The 18,530-nt window shown below is 72.2% G+C and carries 17 protein-coding genes; 10 read left to right on the top strand and 7 right to left on the bottom strand.

Features of this window, described 5'->3' with window-relative positions; all coding sequences use genetic code 11:
- Positions 1–4: 4 nt before the first annotated feature.
- Complete coding sequence (locus Nocox_RS30620; RefSeq protein WP_020541890.1) at positions 5–463, bottom strand: SSI family serine proteinase inhibitor; 459 nt, start codon at positions 461–463, stop codon at positions 5–7.
- A 73-nt stretch (positions 464–536) separates the two neighbouring features.
- Between Nocox_RS30620 and Nocox_RS30625 the strand changes: the two genes are divergently transcribed.
- From Nocox_RS30625 to Nocox_RS30635, 3 genes are all read left to right on the top strand, one after another.
- The gene (locus tag Nocox_RS30625) at positions 537–1,322 is read left to right on the top strand and encodes a hypothetical protein (protein ID WP_020541891.1); all 786 of its coding nucleotides are present in this window, start codon (positions 537–539) and stop codon (positions 1,320–1,322) included.
- Between the two features lie 66 nt (positions 1,323–1,388).
- On the top strand, positions 1,389–2,816 hold the full coding sequence (locus Nocox_RS30630; protein ID WP_020541892.1) for an Nramp family divalent metal transporter: 1,428 nt from the start codon (positions 1,389–1,391) through the stop codon (positions 2,814–2,816).
- A 41-nt stretch (positions 2,817–2,857) separates the two neighbouring features.
- Positions 2,858–3,856, top strand: coding sequence for a helix-turn-helix transcriptional regulator (locus tag Nocox_RS30635; protein WP_020541893.1), 999 nt, complete (start codon positions 2,858–2,860; stop codon positions 3,854–3,856).
- A 3-nt stretch (positions 3,857–3,859) separates the two neighbouring features.
- Here Nocox_RS30635 and Nocox_RS30640 read toward each other — a convergent pair whose 3' ends face one another.
- Genes Nocox_RS30640 through Nocox_RS30650 form a run of 3 tightly spaced genes read right to left on the bottom strand, consistent with a single transcriptional unit; the run spans position 3,860 to position 7,547 of the window.
- The gene (locus Nocox_RS30640) at positions 3,860–5,350 is read right to left on the bottom strand and encodes an AMP-binding protein (protein WP_020541894.1); all 1,491 of its coding nucleotides are present in this window, start codon (positions 5,348–5,350) and stop codon (positions 3,860–3,862) included.
- Positions 5,350–6,384, bottom strand: coding sequence for an acyl-CoA dehydrogenase family protein (locus tag Nocox_RS30645; protein WP_020541895.1), 1,035 nt, complete (start codon positions 6,382–6,384; stop codon positions 5,350–5,352). The genes Nocox_RS30640 and Nocox_RS30645 overlap by 1 nt, the downstream gene beginning before the upstream one ends.
- Entirely contained in the window at positions 6,381–7,547 is a 1,167-nt protein-coding gene (locus tag Nocox_RS30650) for an acyl-CoA dehydrogenase family protein (RefSeq protein ID WP_026214067.1), read from the bottom strand. The genes Nocox_RS30645 and Nocox_RS30650 overlap by 4 nt, the downstream gene beginning before the upstream one ends.
- Positions 7,548–7,808: 261 nt before the next feature.
- On the opposite strand from Nocox_RS30650, the gene Nocox_RS30655 reads away from it, so the two are divergent.
- The 3 genes from Nocox_RS30655 (at position 7,809) to Nocox_RS30665 (ending at position 10,255) form a co-directional block, all read left to right on the top strand.
- Positions 7,809–8,351, top strand: a complete 543-nt coding sequence (locus Nocox_RS30655; RefSeq protein ID WP_020541897.1) for a TetR/AcrR family transcriptional regulator — start codon at positions 7,809–7,811, stop codon at positions 8,349–8,351.
- 66 nt (positions 8,352–8,417) lie between these two features.
- A complete protein-coding gene (locus tag Nocox_RS30660; RefSeq protein WP_020541898.1) occupies positions 8,418–9,395 on the top strand; it encodes an AurF N-oxygenase family protein in 978 nt (325 codons plus the stop codon).
- Positions 9,392–10,255 (top strand): SDR family NAD(P)-dependent oxidoreductase, encoded by an 864-nt coding sequence (locus Nocox_RS30665; RefSeq protein ID WP_246649608.1) that lies wholly within the window; start codon positions 9,392–9,394, stop codon positions 10,253–10,255. The genes Nocox_RS30660 and Nocox_RS30665 overlap by 4 nt, the downstream gene beginning before the upstream one ends.
- On the opposite strand, the gene Nocox_RS30670 is transcribed toward Nocox_RS30665, so the two are convergent.
- The gene (locus Nocox_RS30670; protein ID WP_020541900.1) at positions 10,197–10,976 is read right to left on the bottom strand and encodes a class I SAM-dependent methyltransferase; all 780 of its coding nucleotides are present in this window, start codon (positions 10,974–10,976) and stop codon (positions 10,197–10,199) included. The two genes, Nocox_RS30665 and Nocox_RS30670, sit on opposite strands and share 59 nt — an antisense overlap.
- A 51-nt stretch (positions 10,977–11,027) precedes the next feature.
- On the opposite strand from Nocox_RS30670, the gene Nocox_RS30675 reads away from it, so the two are divergent.
- Positions 11,028–11,708, top strand: coding sequence for a copper resistance CopC family protein (locus tag Nocox_RS30675; protein ID WP_020541901.1), 681 nt, complete (start codon positions 11,028–11,030; stop codon positions 11,706–11,708).
- Positions 11,705–12,742, top strand: a complete 1,038-nt coding sequence (locus Nocox_RS30680; protein WP_020541902.1) for a copper resistance D family protein — start codon at positions 11,705–11,707, stop codon at positions 12,740–12,742. The genes Nocox_RS30675 and Nocox_RS30680 overlap by 4 nt, the downstream gene beginning before the upstream one ends.
- Before the next feature lie 30 nt (positions 12,743–12,772).
- On the opposite strand, the gene Nocox_RS30685 is transcribed toward Nocox_RS30680, so the two are convergent.
- A complete protein-coding gene (locus Nocox_RS30685) occupies positions 12,773–13,951 on the bottom strand; it encodes a hypothetical protein (protein ID WP_051112495.1) in 1,179 nt (392 codons plus the stop codon).
- Positions 13,952–14,105: 154 nt separating this feature from the next.
- Here Nocox_RS30685 and Nocox_RS30690 point away from each other — a divergent pair, with 154 nt between their 5' ends.
- Both Nocox_RS30690 and Nocox_RS30695 read left to right on the top strand, forming a co-directional pair.
- Entirely contained in the window at positions 14,106–16,811 is a 2,706-nt protein-coding gene (locus Nocox_RS30690; RefSeq protein WP_026214070.1) for an alpha/beta fold hydrolase, read from the top strand.
- Between the two features lie 303 nt (positions 16,812–17,114).
- Positions 17,115–17,960 carry an ABC transporter permease gene (locus tag Nocox_RS30695; RefSeq protein ID WP_020541905.1) on the top strand — a complete coding sequence of 282 codons (846 nt, stop codon included), beginning with the start codon at positions 17,115–17,117 and terminating at the stop codon, positions 17,958–17,960.
- Positions 17,961–18,005: 45 nt separating this feature from the next.
- On the opposite strand, the gene Nocox_RS30700 is transcribed toward Nocox_RS30695, so the two are convergent.
- The gene (locus Nocox_RS30700; RefSeq protein WP_020541906.1) at positions 18,006–18,464 is read right to left on the bottom strand and encodes a GNAT family N-acetyltransferase; all 459 of its coding nucleotides are present in this window, start codon (positions 18,462–18,464) and stop codon (positions 18,006–18,008) included.
- Positions 18,465–18,530: the final 66 nt, after the last annotated feature.

Genomic DNA, 18,530 nt, shown 5'->3' on the forward strand with positions numbered 1-18,530 from the left:
GGAGCTACACCACCGGGCCGAGGGTCCGGATCATGAGGCACCTGTTGGGGAAGTCGTGATGGTAGGCGATCGGCCGGCCGTACCAGCGGCCGGCGACCTCGGCGTGGACCGGCGCGTGGATCTGGGTGCAGGGGCCGGGGTCGACGTCGAGGGCGTCCACCCTGCCGCCCACCGAGTGCAGCGCGGCGCAGGCGTCGGCGGGCCGCGGGTGGCTGCCGCCGGTGGGGTCGCAGGTCAGCAGGTAGCGGTAGGCGCCACTGCCGCCCGCCCCGGTGACGGTGACGGCGAGATCCGCGCCCGCGCGGCCCGCGGCCGAGGCGGGCGCGGCCGCGAGCGGCACGGCCACGAGCACGGCGGCGCAGAGGCCGGCGGCGGCGCCGCGGAGGCCGGTGGTGCGAAGGCCGGTGGTGCGAAGGCCGGTGGTGCGAAGGGCGGTGCGGAGGGCGGTGGGTGCTGCTTTCATGGAACCTCCTGGTCGACGGACGTCCCGGTCGGGGACGGCGCATCTCATTATGACTACGGGGAGTGACGTTTCGATGACCATCAGTGCCGCGGAGGCGGCGGCGAGGGCCGGTGTCGTGATCAGGGAGCTGTCGGAGATCGACGAGTTCCGGCAGGTCAACCGGCTGTTCGACGACATCTGGCACCCGGATCCGCGTAACGTGCCCGTCCCCCTTGAGCTGATGATCGGGTTCGCGCACGGCGGCGGCTACGTGGCCGGGGCCTACGACGGCGGCACGCTGGTCGGCGCGTCCGTCGGGTTCCTGGCCGCGGACCGGACGCTGCACTCGCACGTCACGGGCGCGGCGGCGGGCCGCGGCGTCGGCTACGCGCTGAAGCTCCACCAGCGCGACTGGTGCCGGGAGCGCGGGCTGCGGCGGATCACCTGGACCTTCGACCCGCTCGTCCGCCGCAACGCCCGCTTCAACCTGGTCAAGCTGGGCGCGCGCCCCGAGGAGTACCTGGAGGACTTCTACGGGACGATGGCGGACGCGATCAACGAGGGCGACGCCTCCGACCGGCTGCTCGCGGTGTGGCAGGTGGACGAGGACGACCGGCCGGCGGCGGACGCGCCCGCCGGGGACCGGCCGCCGCGGGCGCTCCTGGCCTGCGAGGACGGCCGCCCGGTCTTCCACCTCGCGGGCGGCGAGGTCGTGCTCGTCGGCACCCCGCCCGACATCGAGGAGCTGCGCCGCACGGACCCCGGCACGGCGGCGGAGTGGCGGGCCGCGGTCCGCACGGCGCTCGGCGGGCTCATGGGCGCGGGCGGCGAGGTCGTCGGGTTCACCGATCGGGGCGAGTACGAAGTGTGGGTTCACTAGCTGTTTCACACCGCTTGGGGATCTTTGTAAGGTGATCGGTGAGACACGCCGAACAAGGAGATCCGCATGGCGGAGTTCACCCCCACCGTTCCTGCGCGAGTCCTGCCCCCCGTCACCGTCCGCGACCTGCCCGAACCGCCCCGATCGACCTGGCGCGTCATCGGCCCCGGCCTGGTGGGCGCGGGCGTCGGCCTGGCGTCGGGCGAGTTCATCCTCTGGCCGTACATCGCCTCCCAAGTCGGACTGATCTTCGTCTGGGGCGCGGCCGTCGGCATCATCACCCAGTGGTTCCTCAACATGGAGATCGAGCGCTACACGCTGGCCACCGGCGAGACCGCGCTCACCGGCTTCAGCCGCATGTGGCGGCACTGGGGCCTGGTCTTCGTCCTCATGACGCTCTGCTCCAACCTGTGGCCGGGCTGGGTGACCAGTTCGGCCACCATGGTCACGTACCTCACCGGGACGGGTGCGGGCAGCGTCCGGTGGATCGCGATCGGCATGCTCCTCCTGATCGCGCTCGGCCTGACCCTGGCACCGGTGATCTACACGGCGCTGGAACGGGTGATCTTCGTCAAGATCGCCCTGGTCGTGACGCTGATCGTGGTCGCGGTGCTGTTCGCCATCACCGCCGACAGCTGGGTCGAGCTGGGCAAGGGCATGACCGTGGACGCCAGGTTCCCGGTGCCCGAGCTGGAGTTCGCGGTGCTCATGGGCGCCATCGCGTACGCGGGCGCGGGCGGCGGCCAGAACCTGTGCCAGAGCAACTGGATCCGCGACAAGGGCTTCGGCATGGGCCTGTACGTCCCCCGCCTGGTCAGCCCGGTCACCGGCCACGAGGAGGCGGCGCCCACGACCGGCTTCCAGTTCGCCCCGACCGACGGCAACCTCGCCCGCTGGCGGCGGTGGTGGCGCTTCGCCAACGTCGAGCAGGCGTGGACGTTCGCCCTGGTGTCGTTCGTGACGATCGCCCTGATGTCGATGCTGGCGTACTCGACCGTCTTCGGCCGGGAGGGCCTGCAGAACAGCATCGGCTTCCTGGAGGTGGAGGGCCGGGCGCTGCAGGAGACCGTCGGCGCGTGGTTCGGCGTGCTGTTCTGGGTGATCGGCGCGCTGGCGCTGTTCGCCTCGGCGATGGGCATCGTCGACTACACCTCGCGCCTCGCCTCCGACACGATCAAGACCGTCTACCTGCGTGACAAGCCGGTGTCGGTCAACCGCGTCTACTTCCTCACCGTGTGGACGCTGGTGCTGGTCGGCATCGCGATCCTGCTGCTGGGCTTCGACCAGCCGCTGATCCTGCTGGTGTTCTCGGCGAGCTTCGCGGCCGTGATGATGTTCGTGTACTCGATCCTGCTGATCGTGCTCAACCGGCGGGCCCTGCCCAAGGAGATCAGGGTGCGGTCGTACCGGTTGGGGGCGCTGGTCTGGTCGGTCGCGTTCTTCGGCTCGCTGACCGTGCTGACCGTCGTGCAGCAGGCGCAGAAGCTGTTCTGACGAGGAACGGTTCCTGCCGCGAGGGCGGGCAGACTGGCGTCATGCTGGAAACCTCCGCCCGCCTGCTCAAGCTGCTCTCGCTCCTCCAGGCGCACCGCGAGTGGTCCGGCCCCGAGCTGGCCTCCCGGCTCGGGGTCTCGACCCGGACCATCCGCAACGACGTCGAACGGCTGCGCACGCTCGGCTACCCGGTGCACGCCACGCCGGGCGTCGCGGGCGGCTACCGGCTCGGGGCGGGCGCCGCGCTGCCGCCGCTGCTGCTCGACGACGAGGAGGCGGTGGCGGTGGCCGTCGGGCTGGGCCGGGCGGCGGGCGGCGGCGTGGAGGGCATCGAGGAGACGTCGGTGCGGGCGCTGGCCAAGCTGGAGCAGGTGCTGCCTGCGCGGCTGCGCCGCCGGGTGCAGGCGCTCAACTCCTACACCGTGCAGGCTCCGTACCGGATGCCCGGCGCGGCCGCCGTGCCGCCCGAGCTGCTGACCACGATCGCGAACGCGGCCCGCGACCACGAGCGCCTGCGCTTCGACTACACCGGCCACGACGGCGACGGCACGGCCCGCGACGTCGAGCCGCACCGCCTGGTGCACCGGCGGGGCCGCTGGTACCTGGTGGCCTACGACGTGGAGCGGCGTGACTGGCGCACGTTCCGGGTGGACCGGATGCGTCCGCGCACCCCCGGCGGCCCCCGGTTCGCCCCGCGCGAGCTGCCGGCGGACGGTGACGTGGCGGCGTACGTGGAGCGCGGCATCAGCACGGCGCTGGTCCGGCACCGGGCGACGCTGCTCGTGCACGCCCCCGCCGGGCGGCTGGGCTACCTGGCCAGGTTCGGCATGGAGGCGCGGCCGCGCGACGAGGCGAGCTGCCTGGTGGAGGTCGGCGGCGACGACCTGGAGGGCCTCGCGGTCTGGGTCGGGTTCATCCGTGAGGACTTCGAGGTGCTCGACCCGCCGGAGCTGGCCGAGACCGTACGGCGGCTGGCGGAGCGCTACCGCCGCGCGGCCGGCGGCCGGTCCGGGCCCGGCGAGCGGCCGGGCCCGGACTAGGGTCTACGAGTCGCCGTCCAGGTACTCGGCGCGCACCTTGGAGCGCGACAGCTTGCCGGTGGGGGTGCGCGGCAGTTGCTCGCGGTACTCGACGACCTTCGGGTGCTTGAACCTGGCGATGCGCGGCCCGCAGTGCTCCAGCAGCTCGGCGGTCAGGTCGGGCCCCGCCTCGACGCCCTCGGCCGGCTGGACGAGCGCGACCACGTTGTGCCCCCACTCCTCGTCCGGGACCCCGATGACGGCCACATCGGCCACCGCTGGGTGCTCCAGGAGCGCGGCCTCGATCTCGGCGGGGTAGATGTTCACCCCGCCGGAGACGATGAGGTCGGTACGCCGGTCGCACAGGAACAGGAAGCCGTCGTCGTCCAAGTAGCCGATGTCGCCCGGTGTGTACCATTCGCCGCGCATGCTGGCGGCGGTCTTCGCCGGGTCCTTGCGGTACTCGAAGCTGCCCATGGACGACTTGACGTAGATCAGGCCGGGCTCGCCGGGCGGCAGCTCCTCGCCGTCCTCGCCGAGGATCTTCGCCTCGAACGTGGGCGCGGGCCGGCCGACCGTGCCCGGCCTGGCCAGCCAGTCGTGCGGCTTGACGGAGAAGGCGATCGTGGACTCGGTGGAGCCGTAGTACTCGTAGAGCACCGGCCCCCACCAGTCCATGATCTGCTGCTTGACCGCGACCGGGCAGGCCGCGGCGGTGTGGATGACCTGGCGCAGGCTGGAGACGTCGTACTTGGCGCGCACGTCCTCGGGGAGCTGGAGCATGCGGTGGAACATGGTCGGGACCATCATCGCGTTGGTCACCCGGTAGCGCTCGACCAGCTCCAGGATGTTCTCCGGGTCGAACCGCGGGGTGATCACCACGGTGTGCCCGAAGTGCAGCGCGAACTGGGTGTGGGCGCACGGCGCGGAGTGGTACATCGGCGAGGTCACCAAGTGGATCTCGTCGCCCGGCTTGAGGTCCACGACCTCGCCGAAGAACCACGCGTACAGCGGCACGATCGCCTCGGGCTCGGCCCCCGGCAGCGAGCGCTGGACGCCCTTCGGGAAGCCGGTGGTGCCGGAGGTGTACCACATGACCGCGCCGCTGGTCCGGTCGGCGGGCGCGTCGCCGGGCTGCCCCTCGGCGAGCCCCGCCGTGCCGACCTCGCCGCCCGGCACCTGGTGGTCAGGGCCGGTGACGACGACCTTGGCGTCGCAGTCGCGCAGGATGTACGCCACCTCGGCCTCGGTCAGGTGCCAGTTGATCGGCACGTAGTAGAGGCCGAGCTGGCCGGTGGCCATGAGCATGACGACCGCGTCGATGCCGTTGGGCAGCACGCCCGCCACCACGTCGCCGACGCCGAGCCCGCGGGCGCGCAGGCCGTGCGAGACCTGGTTGACGCGGGTGAGCAGGTCGCCGTAGGTGGTGCGGGTGCCGTCGGTGTCGATGACGGCCAGGCGGTCGGGGTGGGCGGCGGCGATGGCGTAGAAACCGGGAGTCTTGTCGAAGTCCATCACAGCTCCAGGAGCTCCGCGAGTCGGGCACGGTGGATCCGGGGCGGGCCGAGCAGCACCTCGTCGGCCTTCGCCCGCTTGTAGAACAGGTGAGCGTCGTGCTCCCAGGTGTAGCCGATGCCGCCGTGCAGCAACAGGTGGTCGCGGGCGACCTCGAAGCAGGCGCGGCCGATGTACGCCTGGGCGAGCGCGGCGGCCTCCGGCAGCTCGTCCGGGGCCTCGTCGGCGGCCCAGGCGGCGTACCTGACGATGGACTCGGCCTGTTCGAGCTTGTTGTGCATGTCGGCGAGCTTGTGCTTGACCCCCTGGTAGGAGCCGATGTAGCGGCCGAAGGCGACGCGGATCTTGGCGTAGGCGACGATGGCGTCGAGCGCGGCCCGCATGACGCCGAGCTGCTCGGCGGCGAGCGCGACGCACACCCGGTCCATGACGCCGCCGTCCTGGCGGGGGCCGAGCACCCGGCAGGGCGCGCCGTCGAGGACGATCTCGGCCTGGCCGCGGGTGAGGTCGAGGGTCTCCAGGGCGGTCCTGGTGACGCCGGGGGCGGTCAGCTCGACGGCGACCATGACCGCGCCGCCGTCGGCGGCGGTCGCGGGCGCCACCAGCACGTCGGCCTCCATGCCGCTCAGCACCTGCGCGAGCCGGCCGCTGACGGACGTGCCGTCGCAGGTGAGCTCGTCGCCGGCGGGCACGGCCAGGGTGGCGGCGAGGCGGCCCTCGGCGATGCCGGACAGCAGCTCCTTGTCGGGCGTCGCGGTCAGGGCGATGGCGGCGAAGGCGGTGGCGAGGAACGGTCCCGGCAGCAGCGCGGCGCCGGTCTCCTCCAGCGCGACCGACAACTCGGTGAGGCCGGCGCCGGCGCCGCCGTACTCCTCGGGGATGATCAGGCCGGACAGGCCCAGCTCGCCGTTCAGGCGGGCGTAGACCTGCGGGTCGTAGCCCTCGCGGGCCTTGCGCAGCGGCGAGGCCGTCCCCAGGAAGGACCTGACGGATTCCTGGAGCTGCCGCTGCTCTTCGCCGAGTACGAGCTTCACGCCTGCGTCCCCACCTTCAGGTCCTTGAACGGCACGTTCTTGTCCACCCGCGGTTCGGGCGGCAGCCCGAGCACGCGGTCGCCCACGATGTTGCGCATGATCTCGTTGGTGCCGCCGCCGAGCGCCATGCCGGGCGCCATGGACAGGGCCTGGGCGAGCGGATGGCCGGCCAGCGCCGTCTCCGGCCCGACGAGCTGGGTGGCGAGGTCCGCCTGGAACAGCGTGAGCTCGGCCAGCAGCAGCTTGGCGCCGCTGCCCCGCGCGCCGGGGAAGATGCCGGCCTTGGTCTCCTGGGACAGGCGCTGGTTGAACAGGGCCAGCGCGCGGCTGCGGATGTGCAGCTCGACGAGCTGGTCGCGGACCAGCGGGTCGCTCGTGTCGAGGACCTTGCGCAGCGCCTCCAGGGAGGCCGGGTGGTCCTTCGAGCCGCCCATGCCGACGCCCGCGGAGATCGACAGCCGCTCGTGCAGCAGCGTCGTGACGGCGACGCTCCAGCCGTCGTTGACCTCGCCGACGCGGTGCTCGTCGGGGATGATCACGTTGTCGAAGTAGATCTCGTTGAAGTTGGCCCGGCCGGACATGTCCTTCAGTGGGCGGACGGTCACGCCCGGATGGTGCATGTCCACCACGAACATGGTGAGGCCCTTGTGCTTGGGCACCTCCACGTCGGTACGGGCCAGCAGCAGGCCCCAGTCGGCGTGGTGGGCCACCGAGGTCCACACCTTCTGCCCGTTGACCACCCAGTGGTCGCCGTCGCGCTCGGCCTTGGTCTGCAGGCTGGCGACGTCGCTGCCCGCGCCCGGCTCCGAGAAGAGCTGGCACCAGATCTCCTCGCCGCGCAGGAGCGGCCGGACGAACCGTTCGCGCTGGGCGTCGGTGCCCCGGTCGACGAGGGTCGGGCCGGTCATGCCGAGGCCGATCGAGAAGACGTAGGTGGGGAGGGTGTAGTCGCGGGCCTCGGCGGCGAAGGCCCGCTCCTCCGCCTGCGTCAGCCCCTGGCCGCCCCACTGGGCGGGCCAGGTGATGCCGGAGTAGCCGGCGTCGTAGAGCTTGGCCATGAACTCCTTGGCCCTGGTGATGGCGTCCGTCCCTGGCGGGTCGTCGTGCGGAGCGTTCTCCTCCAGCCAGGCCCTGGCTGCACGCCGATAGTCAGCAAGGTTCACTTCGACTCCTCGGTATCAGTGCTCACTTACTCTAATCAGCCGGACGCGGGACGCATAGAGCATCGCTCTGCCGACGCGGCGCGCCCAGGGGTGGGGTCGCGAAGGAGCGGGTAAGGGATGGTTTCCGGCCCTGATCGACTACGGTCGGGGACCGGCCGATACCATGATCAAAAAGATGGTCAGCTTGGAAAAGAGTTACCCGTTGTGACATCTGGTTTCAGCCGATTACGGCGTGAGGATCTCCTGAAGACCGCCTGTGAGGTGATCGCGGAACAGGGCTTCGGCCACACCAGGACCGTCGACATCGCCCGCGCGGCGGGCGTCAGCCAGGCCCTGCTCTTCTATCACTTCGAGAGCAAGGAACGGCTGTTCGCCCAGGCCTTCATGTACGCCGCCCGGCAGCACCTGACCACGCTGGAGGACATCGAGCAGTCCAAGGCCGCGCCGCTCGACCGGCTGCGCAGCCTGCTGCGCGTCTGCTCCCCCAGCATGCAGCCGGAGGGCTGGCGCCTGTGGATCGACGCCTGGGCGGAGGCGATGCGCAACGCCGAGCTGGAGGAGATCTCGCGCCGCATCGACACCCACGGCCGCCTGCTGCTGCGGGCGATCATCGAGGACGGGGCCGCGGCGGGCGAGTTCACCTGTCCCGATCCCGACGGGTCGAGCTGGCGGATCTTCGGGCTCATCGACGGGCTGGCCATCCAGACGAACGTGCATCCCAAGGTGCTCTCGCGGCGCCGGATCAACGCGCTGATCCGTACGGCGGCGGCCAACGAGCTCGGCGTATCCCTCGAAAAGCTGTGAAACACCCCTCTTCCCGAGCTATTGGACGATTCGTACAATTACTTGGCGAGGAGAGGAGTGCATGCGATGACACGCGCACCGAGCTCTATCACCGCCAGGGAGACCGACGAGCAGGTCACCGGCCGCACCGCCTACCGGGCCGTCATCGAACGCCTGTCGAAGGCGTCCGTCGACAAGCACTGGGAGCCCTACCGCGACATCCCCTGGGACGACCCCGGCTACCGGGTGGACCCCGCCGACCCCCGGTGGGAGCTGCCCGGCGTGGACAAGCTGGGCGGACACCCCTGGTACCTCGCCCGCCCCCCGGAGACGCGCGCCGCGATCGGGCTCTGGCGGGTGGCCACCGCCATGAAGATCGGCCTGCAGTTCGAGAACCTGCTCAAGCGCGGGCTGCTCAACTACGCCTACCGGCTGCCGAACGGCTCGCCGGAGTTCCGGTACGTCTATCACGAGACCATCGAAGAGGGACATCACGGGATGATGTTCCAGGAGTTCGTGAACCGTACCGGGATGCCGATCCGCGGCATGCCACGGCCGCTGTCGTTAGTCGCGCAGGTCGCGCCGTTGATCCCGCTGATCTCGACCGAGCTGTTCTTCGTCTTCGTGCTCGGCGGCGAGGACCCCATCGACCACGTGCAGCGCAAGGTGCTCAAGGACGACCGGCCGCACCACCCGCTGGAGGAGACCATCATGCGCATCCACATCGCGGAGGAGGCCAGGCACATCTCCTTCGCCCGGCACTACCTGCGCAACCGGGTGCCGCGGATGCCCGCGTACCGGCGGTTCATGCTCGGCGTCGCCGCGCCGCTGATCCTCGGCGTCATGGCCCGCATCATGCTCGCGCCGCCCGGCGCGATGATCCGGCACTTCCGCATCCCCCCGAACGTCGTCGCCGAGGTCTACCTGCGCAACCCCGAGGCGCGGCGCGAGATCCGCGACTCCGTGGGCAGGACCCGCGAGCTCTGCGTCGAGCTGGGGCTGGTCAACCGGTTCACCCGGCGGCTCTGGCGGGCCATGGGCATCTGGGCGGAGCCCCGCGCGTGAGCGGCGGACGGGTGAGGACCGCGATCGTCACCGGAGGGGCGTCCGGGATCGGGCGGGCGCTGGCCCGGGCGCTCGCCGCGCGCGGCGTCGCCGTCACGGTCGCCGACCTGAACGAGCCCGCCGACCTGGTCGTCCCCGGCGGCGGCAAGGGCGAGCTGGAGTACGCCCGGCTCGACGTCACCGACGCCGAGGCCGTCGCCGCGCTCACCCAGCGGGTGGCCGCCGAGCGGGGGCGGCTGGACTTCATGGTCAACAACGCCGGCATCGCGGTCGGCGGCACCGCGCTGGAGATGACCCGCGCGCACTGGGACCGGACGATCGACGTCAACCTGCGCGGCGTCGTGCACGGGGTGCTGGCCGCGTACCCGATCATGGTGCGGCAGGGGCACGGGCACATCGTCAACACCGCGTCGCTGGCCGGGCTGGTGCCCGCGCCGCTGATGCTGCCGTACACCGCCACCAAGCACGCCGTCGTCGGGCTGTCGCTGGCGCTGCGGGCGGAAGCGGCCGAGCACGGCGTGCGCGTGTGCGTCGTCTGCCCGGGGTTCGTCGACACGCCGCTGCTCGACAACGCCAACCCCGGCCTGCCCGCCACCCGCGTCGGCGCGGCGGCGCGGCAGGCGATCGGGCGCGCCCCTGGACGGCTCTACTCCGCCGACGCGCTCGCCGCAGACGTCCTGCGCGGCGTCGCCCGCGGCAAGGCCGTCATCGCGGCGCCCGCGTCGGCGTGGATCGCCTGGCGGCTGGCGCGGCTCTGGCCCGGCGGCGCGGTCCGAGTGGCCGGGCTGGCGTCCCGGCTGGTCAACCGGGGGGAGAACGGCGGGCGGGACGGCGGGCCACGACCACCTCGGTCTGCCTGACGTGCTCCCACTCCCCTGACGGGTTGTCGGCCAGCAGCTCTCTCCTGGCGTCCTCGGTGAACGCCTCCAGCCGCTCGCCGAGGCGCGTGGGCGTGCTGGAGGAGTAGGAGAGCTGCAGGCCGAGCACGGTGTCGAGGCCGGTCGTCACCGGCTGCTCGTAGCAGGCCGTCGTGACGTCGGAGAAGGGCGAGGCCGCCAGGACGTCGTGATGGTGCAGGCCCGTCGCCTGGTAGGTGCCGGGCGCCGTCTGCTGCCCGACGCCGAAGCGGGCGCGCACCCGCCGCATCGCCGGCTCCCACGGCTCCTCCACCGGCCGGCGCGACGGCCCCAGCAGCACGACCACGCCGTCCGGCGGCAGCAGCCGGTCCAGCTCGGCCAGCACCGCGCGGCGGTCCATCCAGTGGAACGAACGGCCCATCACCACGTGGCCGAACGGCGGCAGCCCGGCCAGCCCGGTCGAGTCGCCGGACAGCCAGCGGATGTTCGGCACGCCCGCGCCCAGGCGCCGGCCCTCCGCCAGCATCTCCTGGTCCGGGTCCACGGCCAGGACCTCGCGCACGTGCGGGGCCAGCGGGATCGCCACCGTCCCCGGGCCGCAGCCGAGGTCGAGCACCGTCGCGTCCCCGCCCAGGACGGCGGCCACGTGGGCGACGGCCTCCTCGCCGTGATCCAGCCGGTGTCTGGCGTAGTGCGGTGCCGCGCCGCTGAACGGGCTCCCCATGGATGGGACCATATACGGGTTCCTGACATGCTCGATGGAAGGCTTTCGGCTTTGAGGCGGCTACTCACGGTCCTGCTGCTCGCCTGTGTCGCGGCGGTGACCGTTCCCCCGTACGCGGCTCAGGCGCACAACGTGCTGGTCGGCAGCGATCCCAAGGAGGGGGCGACGCTCACGGCCGCGCCCGCGCGGGTGACGCTGGTCTTCGACCAGGCGGTGCGGCAGGGGTACGCGCAGATCGGCGTCACCGGGGCGGACGGCTCCTCGTGGGCCGACGGGGACGCGGTCGTGGCGGCGGAACGGGTGTCGGTGAAGCTCAAGCCGCTGCCCGGGGGCGGGGCGTACGTGGTGGGCTACCGCATCCTGTCGGCCGACGGACACCCCGTCACCGGCAAGCTCACCTTCACCCTGGCGCCGGCGGGCGCCCCCTCCCCGGACGCCGCGGGAGCCCCGGACGCCGCGGCCACTCCGGACAGCGCGGCGGCCACGGACAGTGCGGCGGCCCCGGACGCTGCGGCGGCTTCCGATGCTGCCGGTGCCTCAGGGGCGGCGGCGGCCGAGGCGGCGGCCAACGGCGGGGCCGGGATGGCCGTCGTCTGGATCATCGGGGCGCTGGTGCTGCTCGCCGCCGGCACCGCCGTCGCGCTCCGCCGCGCCCCTGCCCCCGTCGCCCCGAGGGCTCCTGGCTCCGTGGGAGTGGCGGAGGACGTCGAGGGTGAGGGGGCGCGGTCGTGAGCGTCGCCACCGCTCCCGCGCTCGCCCGCCCCCGGACCGGCGCCCCGCTGCTGCTGGCCGGGGCGTTCGGCGTGTGCGCCGTGGTCGCGGCCGTGGCGGCAAGCTCGTTCACCGCGCAGGAGGCCGTCCCCGGCATCCCGATGCCCGGCCCGGTCGTCGAGGTGGGCCTGCCCGTCGTACGGGTCCTGCTCGACCTGGCCGCCGTCGCCGTGGTCGGGCTGAGCCTGCTGCCGAAGCTGCTCGGCTTCGACGCCCCCGACCGCACGGAGCCGATCCTCCTGCGGGTGCGTCCGCTGGCCGTGATCGCGGCCTGGGCGTGGGCGATCTGCGCCCTGCTGACGATCGTGTTCCAGGCGGCGGAGCTGAACCCGGGCGGCGTGCCGACGTTCGGGATGATCGCCGCCTATGTCGGGAACGTCGGCACGGGCCAGGGCCTGCTCTTCAGCGCCGCGTGCGCGCTCGCCGCGGCCGGGATCGGGCTGATGGCGGTGCGGTTCGGCGAGAAGGTGCCCGCCGAGCTGCGGGTGATCGTGGCCCTGTTCGGCCTGCTGCCCATCCCGGTGACCGGCCACGCCGTCAACTCGGTCTGGCACGACCCGATCATGGTCTCGATGGAGATCCACGTGATGGGCTCGGCCGCGTGGGCCGGCGGCCTGATCGCGACCGTCGCGTTCGTGGGCCCGCACCGCGACCTGCTGGCGGTGACGCTGCCGAAGTTCTCCCGGCTGGCGACGCTGTGCCTGCTGCTGGTCGCCCTGTCGGGCCTGGTGACCGGGCTCGGCACGATGGCGCTGACGCCGGGCGTGACGCTGCCGGACGCGATCGTGACCAGCCACTACGGGCTGCTGGTGGTGGCCAAGACGGCGCTGGTGGCGGCGCTGGTGCCGCTGGCCGCGCACATCCGCTTCCGCCTGCTGCCCGCCATCAGGACCGGCCGGGCCACCGCTCTCGTCGGCTGGGCGGTGGCCGAGGTGGCGGTGATGGGCCTGGCGTACGGGGTGGCGGTGGCGCTCACCCGCGCGTCCATCGCCTGACCGCCACGTCGGCCCGCCCGGGATCGGGGCTCAGGCGGTGACGACCGCCGGGGCCTCGATCGGCGCGGTGCCGGGAACACGCCGGCGGGCCACCCATTCGGCGGCGAGCCAGGCGGCCAGCAGCCCCAGCCCGGCCCACACGGCGGACGCCGTGGCGAGCGGCGGCGCGCCGGCCAGCCCTTCCTGGCCCTTGACGGCGCCGTACACCACGCCCATGATCGCGCTCTGCGCGACGAGCGCCCCGTACGCGACGGCGGTCGCCCCCACGGCCCCCACGACGGCCCGTACCACGGGCATCCGCAGCAGGAACGCCACGTCCACCATGAGCCCGGCCACAACCAGGAAGAACGGCACCGCCGACGGCGGGAAGCCGGTGAAGGTCAGCAGCGGCCAGATCAGCGTGCGGAAGGCCACGTACGCCCCGGCGACGAGGGTGGCGGCGCCGAAGCGGCCGATCAGCAGCCGCGCGACCACCAGCACCGACAGCCCGGCGACCACGGCGTAGACCGGGTAGAGGAAGTCGGGCACCGGCAGCGCGAAGCCGAGCATCATCGTGCGGTCCACCGGCCGCCCCATCTGGTCGGCGGCGAACTGCAGCAGGATCGGCTCGGCGTAGACGGCGCCGTTGTCCCACGCGCCGACCGACAGGATGCCGTACTCCTGGTGCTGCTCGGGGAAGTGCACGTTCTCCAGGAAGAAGGCGAGGAACCCGGCCAGCACGAGCGTGCGTTCCCTGCCGGGCCGCGCGCCCAGGAACCAGCCGCGGATCACCCCCGCGATCATGAAGAACGTTCCAACGTAGAGCATGATGTGCGACGGGCTCCACGAGGTGATGTCGAGCCCGTTGACGCGGTGGTTGATCAGGTCGAGCGGGACCGCGACGAGGAAGACGCCGGTGCCCCACTGGATCAGCCTGAGCGCGAGTTTGTCGACGCCGTAGCCGGTGTAGCCGTGGATGATCGTCAGCGCCACCACGATCGCCGTGCCCGCGGAGTTGAGCAGGTGGGGCGGGGCGAGGTCGTCGCGCAGCCACTTGAAGTGCCACGAGACGTCCCAGGCCGAGCCGAGCAGCTTGAGCGTGAGCGCCACCAGCCATCCGAAGTAGAGCACCCTGAACAGGTCGTCCGGCGTCTCGCGCCCCGCCTGGCCTCTGGTCCAGTACGGCAAGGCCCACTCAGCGGCCTTCTTGATCGATGCTGGAGACTTCACGGGCAAGAATCTTACGGTCCTTGGCAACCCCGGGTCTCGGCGTCCCAGCGAGGGTGCTCATCGCCGGAGCGTCCTCTCGCAGTGATCCTCCATGTAGGGGCCGTCGCGATCTCCGTCTCAGAAATTTCTCAGGTGTGGAAAGTAGGCTTCCGGCATGAAACGTGTGGCCGCGCTGGTGGCAGCACTCGCCCTGATCGGGGTGACGACGTGGCTGGTGTGGCCGTCGGCTCCGCAGGCGCGGGGCCAGGACCAGGCGATAAGTGTCGTCGACGGACCGGACGATGACCAACAGGTGCACCTGGACACCACCTTCTTCCCTCCAGCCGACGGCGGCAAGGCGCCGGTCGTGCTGCTCGCGCACGGGTTCGGCGGCAGCAAGCAGAGCGTCAGGCAACAGGCGGAACGGCTCGCCCAGGACGGCTACGCGGTTCTGACCTGGTCGGCGCGGGGCTTCGGCCGTTCGACGGGCCAGATCGCGCTCAACTCCCCCGACTACGAGGTCAAGGACGTCAAGCAGCTCATCGACTGGGTGGCCAAGCGGCCCGAGGTCCAGCTCGACGCGGCGGGCGACCCGCGGGTGGGCATCGTGGGCGGCTCGTACGGCGGCGCCATCGCGCTGATGACGGCGGCCTTCGACCAGCGCGTCGACGCGATCGTCCCGCAGATCACCTGGGCCGACCTGGCCGACGCCCTGTTCCCGAACAACGCCGCCCAGAGCACGGACGCCGGCGCCCAGGCGACGTCCGGTGGGCTCGGCGACCCTGAGAGCGGCGTCTTCAAGCGCATGTGGTCGGGCATCTTCTTCGGCCGTGGCCTGTCCCTCGAAAGCTTCGCCCAGCAGAGCCAGACGCAGGGCCAGAACTCACAAGGTCAGAACGGTCAAGGCCAGAACGCCCAAGGGCAGAACGGTCAGGGGCAGGGCGGGCAGGCTCGCGGCCAGGGCTTCGGGCAGGGCGCCGCGCCGATGACGCCCGAGGAGGCGCGGTGCGGCCGGTTCCTGCCGGCCATCTGCGACATCTACCAGACCGTCGCCAAGAACGGCCGGGCCACCGCCGAGGCGGTCACGCTCCTGCGCGCCTCCAGCCCGATCACCGTGGCCAACCGCATCAAGGCCCCCACGCTGCTGCTGCAGGGCCAGCGCGACTCGCTGTTCCCGCTGAGCCACGCCGACGCCAACGCGAAGGCGATCGCCTCCGCCGGCACCCCGGTCAGCATCGCCTGGTTCGACGGCGGGCACGACGGCGGCAACGGCGAGGCCGACTGGCTCTACGAGCAGACCTCCGCCTGGCTCGCCCGCTACCTCAAGGGCGAGGGCGCGGCCCAGGCGACGCCGCCGGTCAGCGGCTTCACGGTCACCCGTGACGGCGGTCGCGACCCCGGCACCCGCCAGCGCATCCGCCTGCATCCGGAGGCGTCGGCGTACCCCGGGCTCGGCGGCACCGACACCACCACCGTCCAGCTCACCGGCCCCGAGCAGAACGTCGTCAACCCGCCAGGCGGCGCCCCCGCGGCGATCTCGACGGTGCCCGGCGTGGGCGCGCTCCTGGGCGGCCAGAGCGGCGGCGTGTCGCTCGACATGCCCGGTCAGAGCGCGGTGTTCGAGTCCGCGCCGCTGACCGCGCCGCTGCAGCTGACCGGCAGTTCCACCGCCAGTGTCAAGGTGACCGGCGAGGGCGAGGCGACGCTGTTCGCCAAGGTCTACGACGTGTCCGACGGCTCGCAGTTGCCGGTCCTGCCCGCCGGGCAGGTGGCGCCGTTCCGGGTGACGTTCCCGGACGGCGGCGGCAGTGTGCAGGTCAGGGTCGCGCTGCCGGCCGCCGACCACAGCTTCGCCGCCGGGCACCGGCTGCGCCTGGTGGTGGCCACGACCGACATGGGGTTCGCCACGCCGGCCGAGCCCGCCGCCTATCAGGTGGCGCTCGCCTCCCCGGGGCTCACCGTCCCGACGGTGCGCACCCTGTCGGCCCCGCCCGCCGGGATCGCCTGGTGGGTGTGGGCGATGCCGCTGACCGCGATCGTGATCGCCGCCGCCCTCCTCGCCACGGGACGCACCTCGTCCAGGCGCACCACCGCCCCCACCCCCTCCCCCTCCACGCCCGAGCCGGACACGGACGACGGCCGGCCGGTCCCGCTGGAGATCAAGGGGCTCACGAAGGCGTACCGCAACGGGGAGCTGGCCGTCGACGGGCTGTCGTTCCGCGTCGAGCGGGGCCAGGTCCTCGGTCTGCTCGGCCCCAACGGCGCCGGCAAGACGACCACGATGCGGATGATGATGGGCCTCATCCGCCCCGACGACGGCGAGGTCCGCATCTTCGGCGAGCGGGTGACGCCGGGCGCGCCCGTGCTGTCCAGGCTCGGGTCGTTCGTCGAGGGTCCCGGCTTCCTGCCGCACCTGTCCGGCCGCGACAACATCGAGCTCTACTGGGCCGCGACCGGCCGTCCTCCCGCCGACGCGCACTTCGAGGAGGCGCTGGAGATCGCGGGCCTGGGCAAGGCGCTGGAGCGGGCCGTACGCACCTACTCCCAGGGCATGCGGCAGCGGCTCGCCATCGCGCAGGCCATGCTCGGCCTGCCGGACCTGCTGGTCCTCGACGAGCCCACCAACGGTCTCGACCCGCCCCAGATCCGCGAGATGCGCGAGGTGCTCAAGCGCTACGCGCGCGACGGCCGTACCGTGATCGTCTCCAGCCACCTGCTCGCCGAGGTGGAGCAGACCTGCAGCCACGTCGTGGTCATGCACCGGGGACGGCTCGTCTCGGCGGGGCCGGTGTCGCGGCTGCTCACCTCGGCCAAGCCCGCCAACGGGCACGGGCCGCGCCTGGAAGACGTGTTCCTCGACCTCATCGGAGACAAGCCTTGACATCCTCCCCCTCACGAACGAGGGGGATTCCGACCGTCGCCGGTCGGTCTTCCTGCTTCACCGCCGATCGCCCGCCCGGGAGGAGGACTCCCACTTGAGGTCTTACACCAGCTCCACAGGCGTTTCAGCTCTCCGTCAGCCCGGCGGCGAGCACGTTTCTGTATGTGCGAGATCACTCGCGCACCGGCCGAATCCGAAAGACGACGGCGCTCCGCCTGACGGCGTATCGCCTGCTCCTGCCCTGCCCGGCAGGAGTCCGATTCCTCCCCCGCCTGAAGGCGGGGGTCTCCTCGGAGGTATCTGATGACCGCCGCGCCGGGCTACGCGCCCCGCCGCACCCTGCCGCTGCGCGTGGAGATCGTCCGGCAGTTCAAGCGGCGGCGGACACTCGTCATGTTCGGGCTGCTGCTGGCCCTGCCGTGGATCCTGGTGATCGCCTTCCAGTTCGGGCCCCAGTCCAGCAACGGGGGGCAGTCGCTGCGCATCTCCGACCTGGCGACGCAGAGCGGCCTCAACTTCGCCGCCTTCGCCCTGTCGGTGTCGGCCAACTTCCTGCTGGTGGTGGCGGTCGCGATGTTCTGCGGCGACACCGTGTCCAGCGAGGCCAACTGGTCGTCGCTGCGCTACCTGCTGGCCGCGCCGATCCCCCGGGACCGGCTGCTGCGGCAGAAGCTGATCGTGGCACTCGGCTACTCGGCGGCGGCCGTGATCTGCCTGCCGGTGATGGCGCTGGTGGCGGGCACGCTGGCGTTCGGATGGAACGACATCCAGGTGCCGGTCACCGGCGAGATCATCGCGGCGGTGGACGTGCTGCCGCGCTTCGGCATCGTGATCGGGTACGCGCTGGTCAGCCAGCTCGTGGTGGCGGCGCTGGCGTTCCTCGTCTCCACCATGACCGACTCCCCGCTCGGGGCGGTCGGCGGGGCGGTGGGGCTGTGGATCGTCTCGACGATCCTCCAGGCGGTCGAGGCGCTGGGGTCGCTGCGCGAGTTCCTGCCGACGTACTGGAACAACGCCTGGACGGACGCACTCACGCCCGAGATGGACTGGGGCGGCATGATCAAGGGCGCGTCGGTGTCGATCACGTACGCGGCCATCCTGATCGCGATCGCCTTCCGCCGCTTCCGCCGCAAGGACGTGGTGAGCTGAACGGGGCCCGGCCGGGCCCCGTTCCCGCGGGAGTGTGATCGAAGGTCAGGGAAGGGTGCGTTCGAAGGTGATCAGGGTGGTGCCGGGGCCGTTGTAGGCGGGGTGCGGGCCGCCGACCGTGAAGCCCATGCGCCGGTGGAAGGCGATGGAGCCCTCGTTCACGGGCGAGGTGATCGCCTTCACCACGTGCCGCCCGTGTTCCCGCGCGATCGCGAAGAACGCCTCGTACAGCCCTCTGGCCAGGCCGGTCCCCCGGGACGCCGGGGAGACGCCGACGAAGTGGATGTACGCCTCGTCCTCCGCCGACGGCGAGGGGAAGCCGATGAGGAAGCCCGCGAGCTCGCCCGGGTCGGTCGAGGCGATCAGGCTCGTCCGATGGAAGTGGTCGAGGAAGAGCCGGGGCAGGGAGGGGAGGACGGGGCGGCCCCACCACGTGTCGACGACGGCGGCGATGGCGTCGTAGTCGGCCGGCGTGGCGGGGCGCAGCGCGGCGGCTGCGGTCACGGGGCCTCAGTCCCAGTGCGGGGGCCTGTTGTCCAGGTAGAAGCTGTCCGTGTCCTCATCGGGGAG

It is taken from the genome of Nonomuraea coxensis DSM 45129 (genome assembly GCF_019397265.1).
GTDB lineage: Bacteria > Actinomycetota > Actinomycetes > Streptosporangiales > Streptosporangiaceae > Nonomuraea > Nonomuraea coxensis.

Excerpts from the sequence above, each read along its gene's own strand:
- Nocox_RS30640 (WP_020541894.1), bottom strand. The coding sequence starts at position 5,350 with ATGGACTTCGACAAGACTCCCGGTTTCTACGCCATCGCCGCCGCCCAC.
- Nocox_RS30620 (WP_020541890.1), bottom strand. The coding sequence starts at position 463 with ATGAAAGCAGCACCCACCGCCCTCCGCACCGCCCTTCGCACCACCGGC.
- Nocox_RS30670 (WP_020541900.1), bottom strand. The coding sequence starts at position 10,976 with ATGGGGAGCCCGTTCAGCGGCGCGGCACCGCACTACGCCAGACACCGG.
- Nocox_RS30660 (WP_020541898.1), top strand. The coding sequence starts at position 8,418 with ATGACACGCGCACCGAGCTCTATCACCGCCAGGGAGACCGACGAGCAG.
- Nocox_RS30690 (WP_026214070.1), top strand. The coding sequence starts at position 14,106 with ATGAAACGTGTGGCCGCGCTGGTGGCAGCACTCGCCCTGATCGGGGTG.
- Nocox_RS30625 (WP_020541891.1), top strand. The coding sequence starts at position 537 with ATGACCATCAGTGCCGCGGAGGCGGCGGCGAGGGCCGGTGTCGTGATC.
- Nocox_RS30630 (WP_020541892.1), top strand. The coding sequence starts at position 1,389 with ATGGCGGAGTTCACCCCCACCGTTCCTGCGCGAGTCCTGCCCCCCGTC.
- Nocox_RS30635 (WP_020541893.1), top strand. The coding sequence starts at position 2,858 with ATGCTGGAAACCTCCGCCCGCCTGCTCAAGCTGCTCTCGCTCCTCCAG.
- Nocox_RS30695 (WP_020541905.1), top strand. The coding sequence starts at position 17,115 with ATGACCGCCGCGCCGGGCTACGCGCCCCGCCGCACCCTGCCGCTGCGC.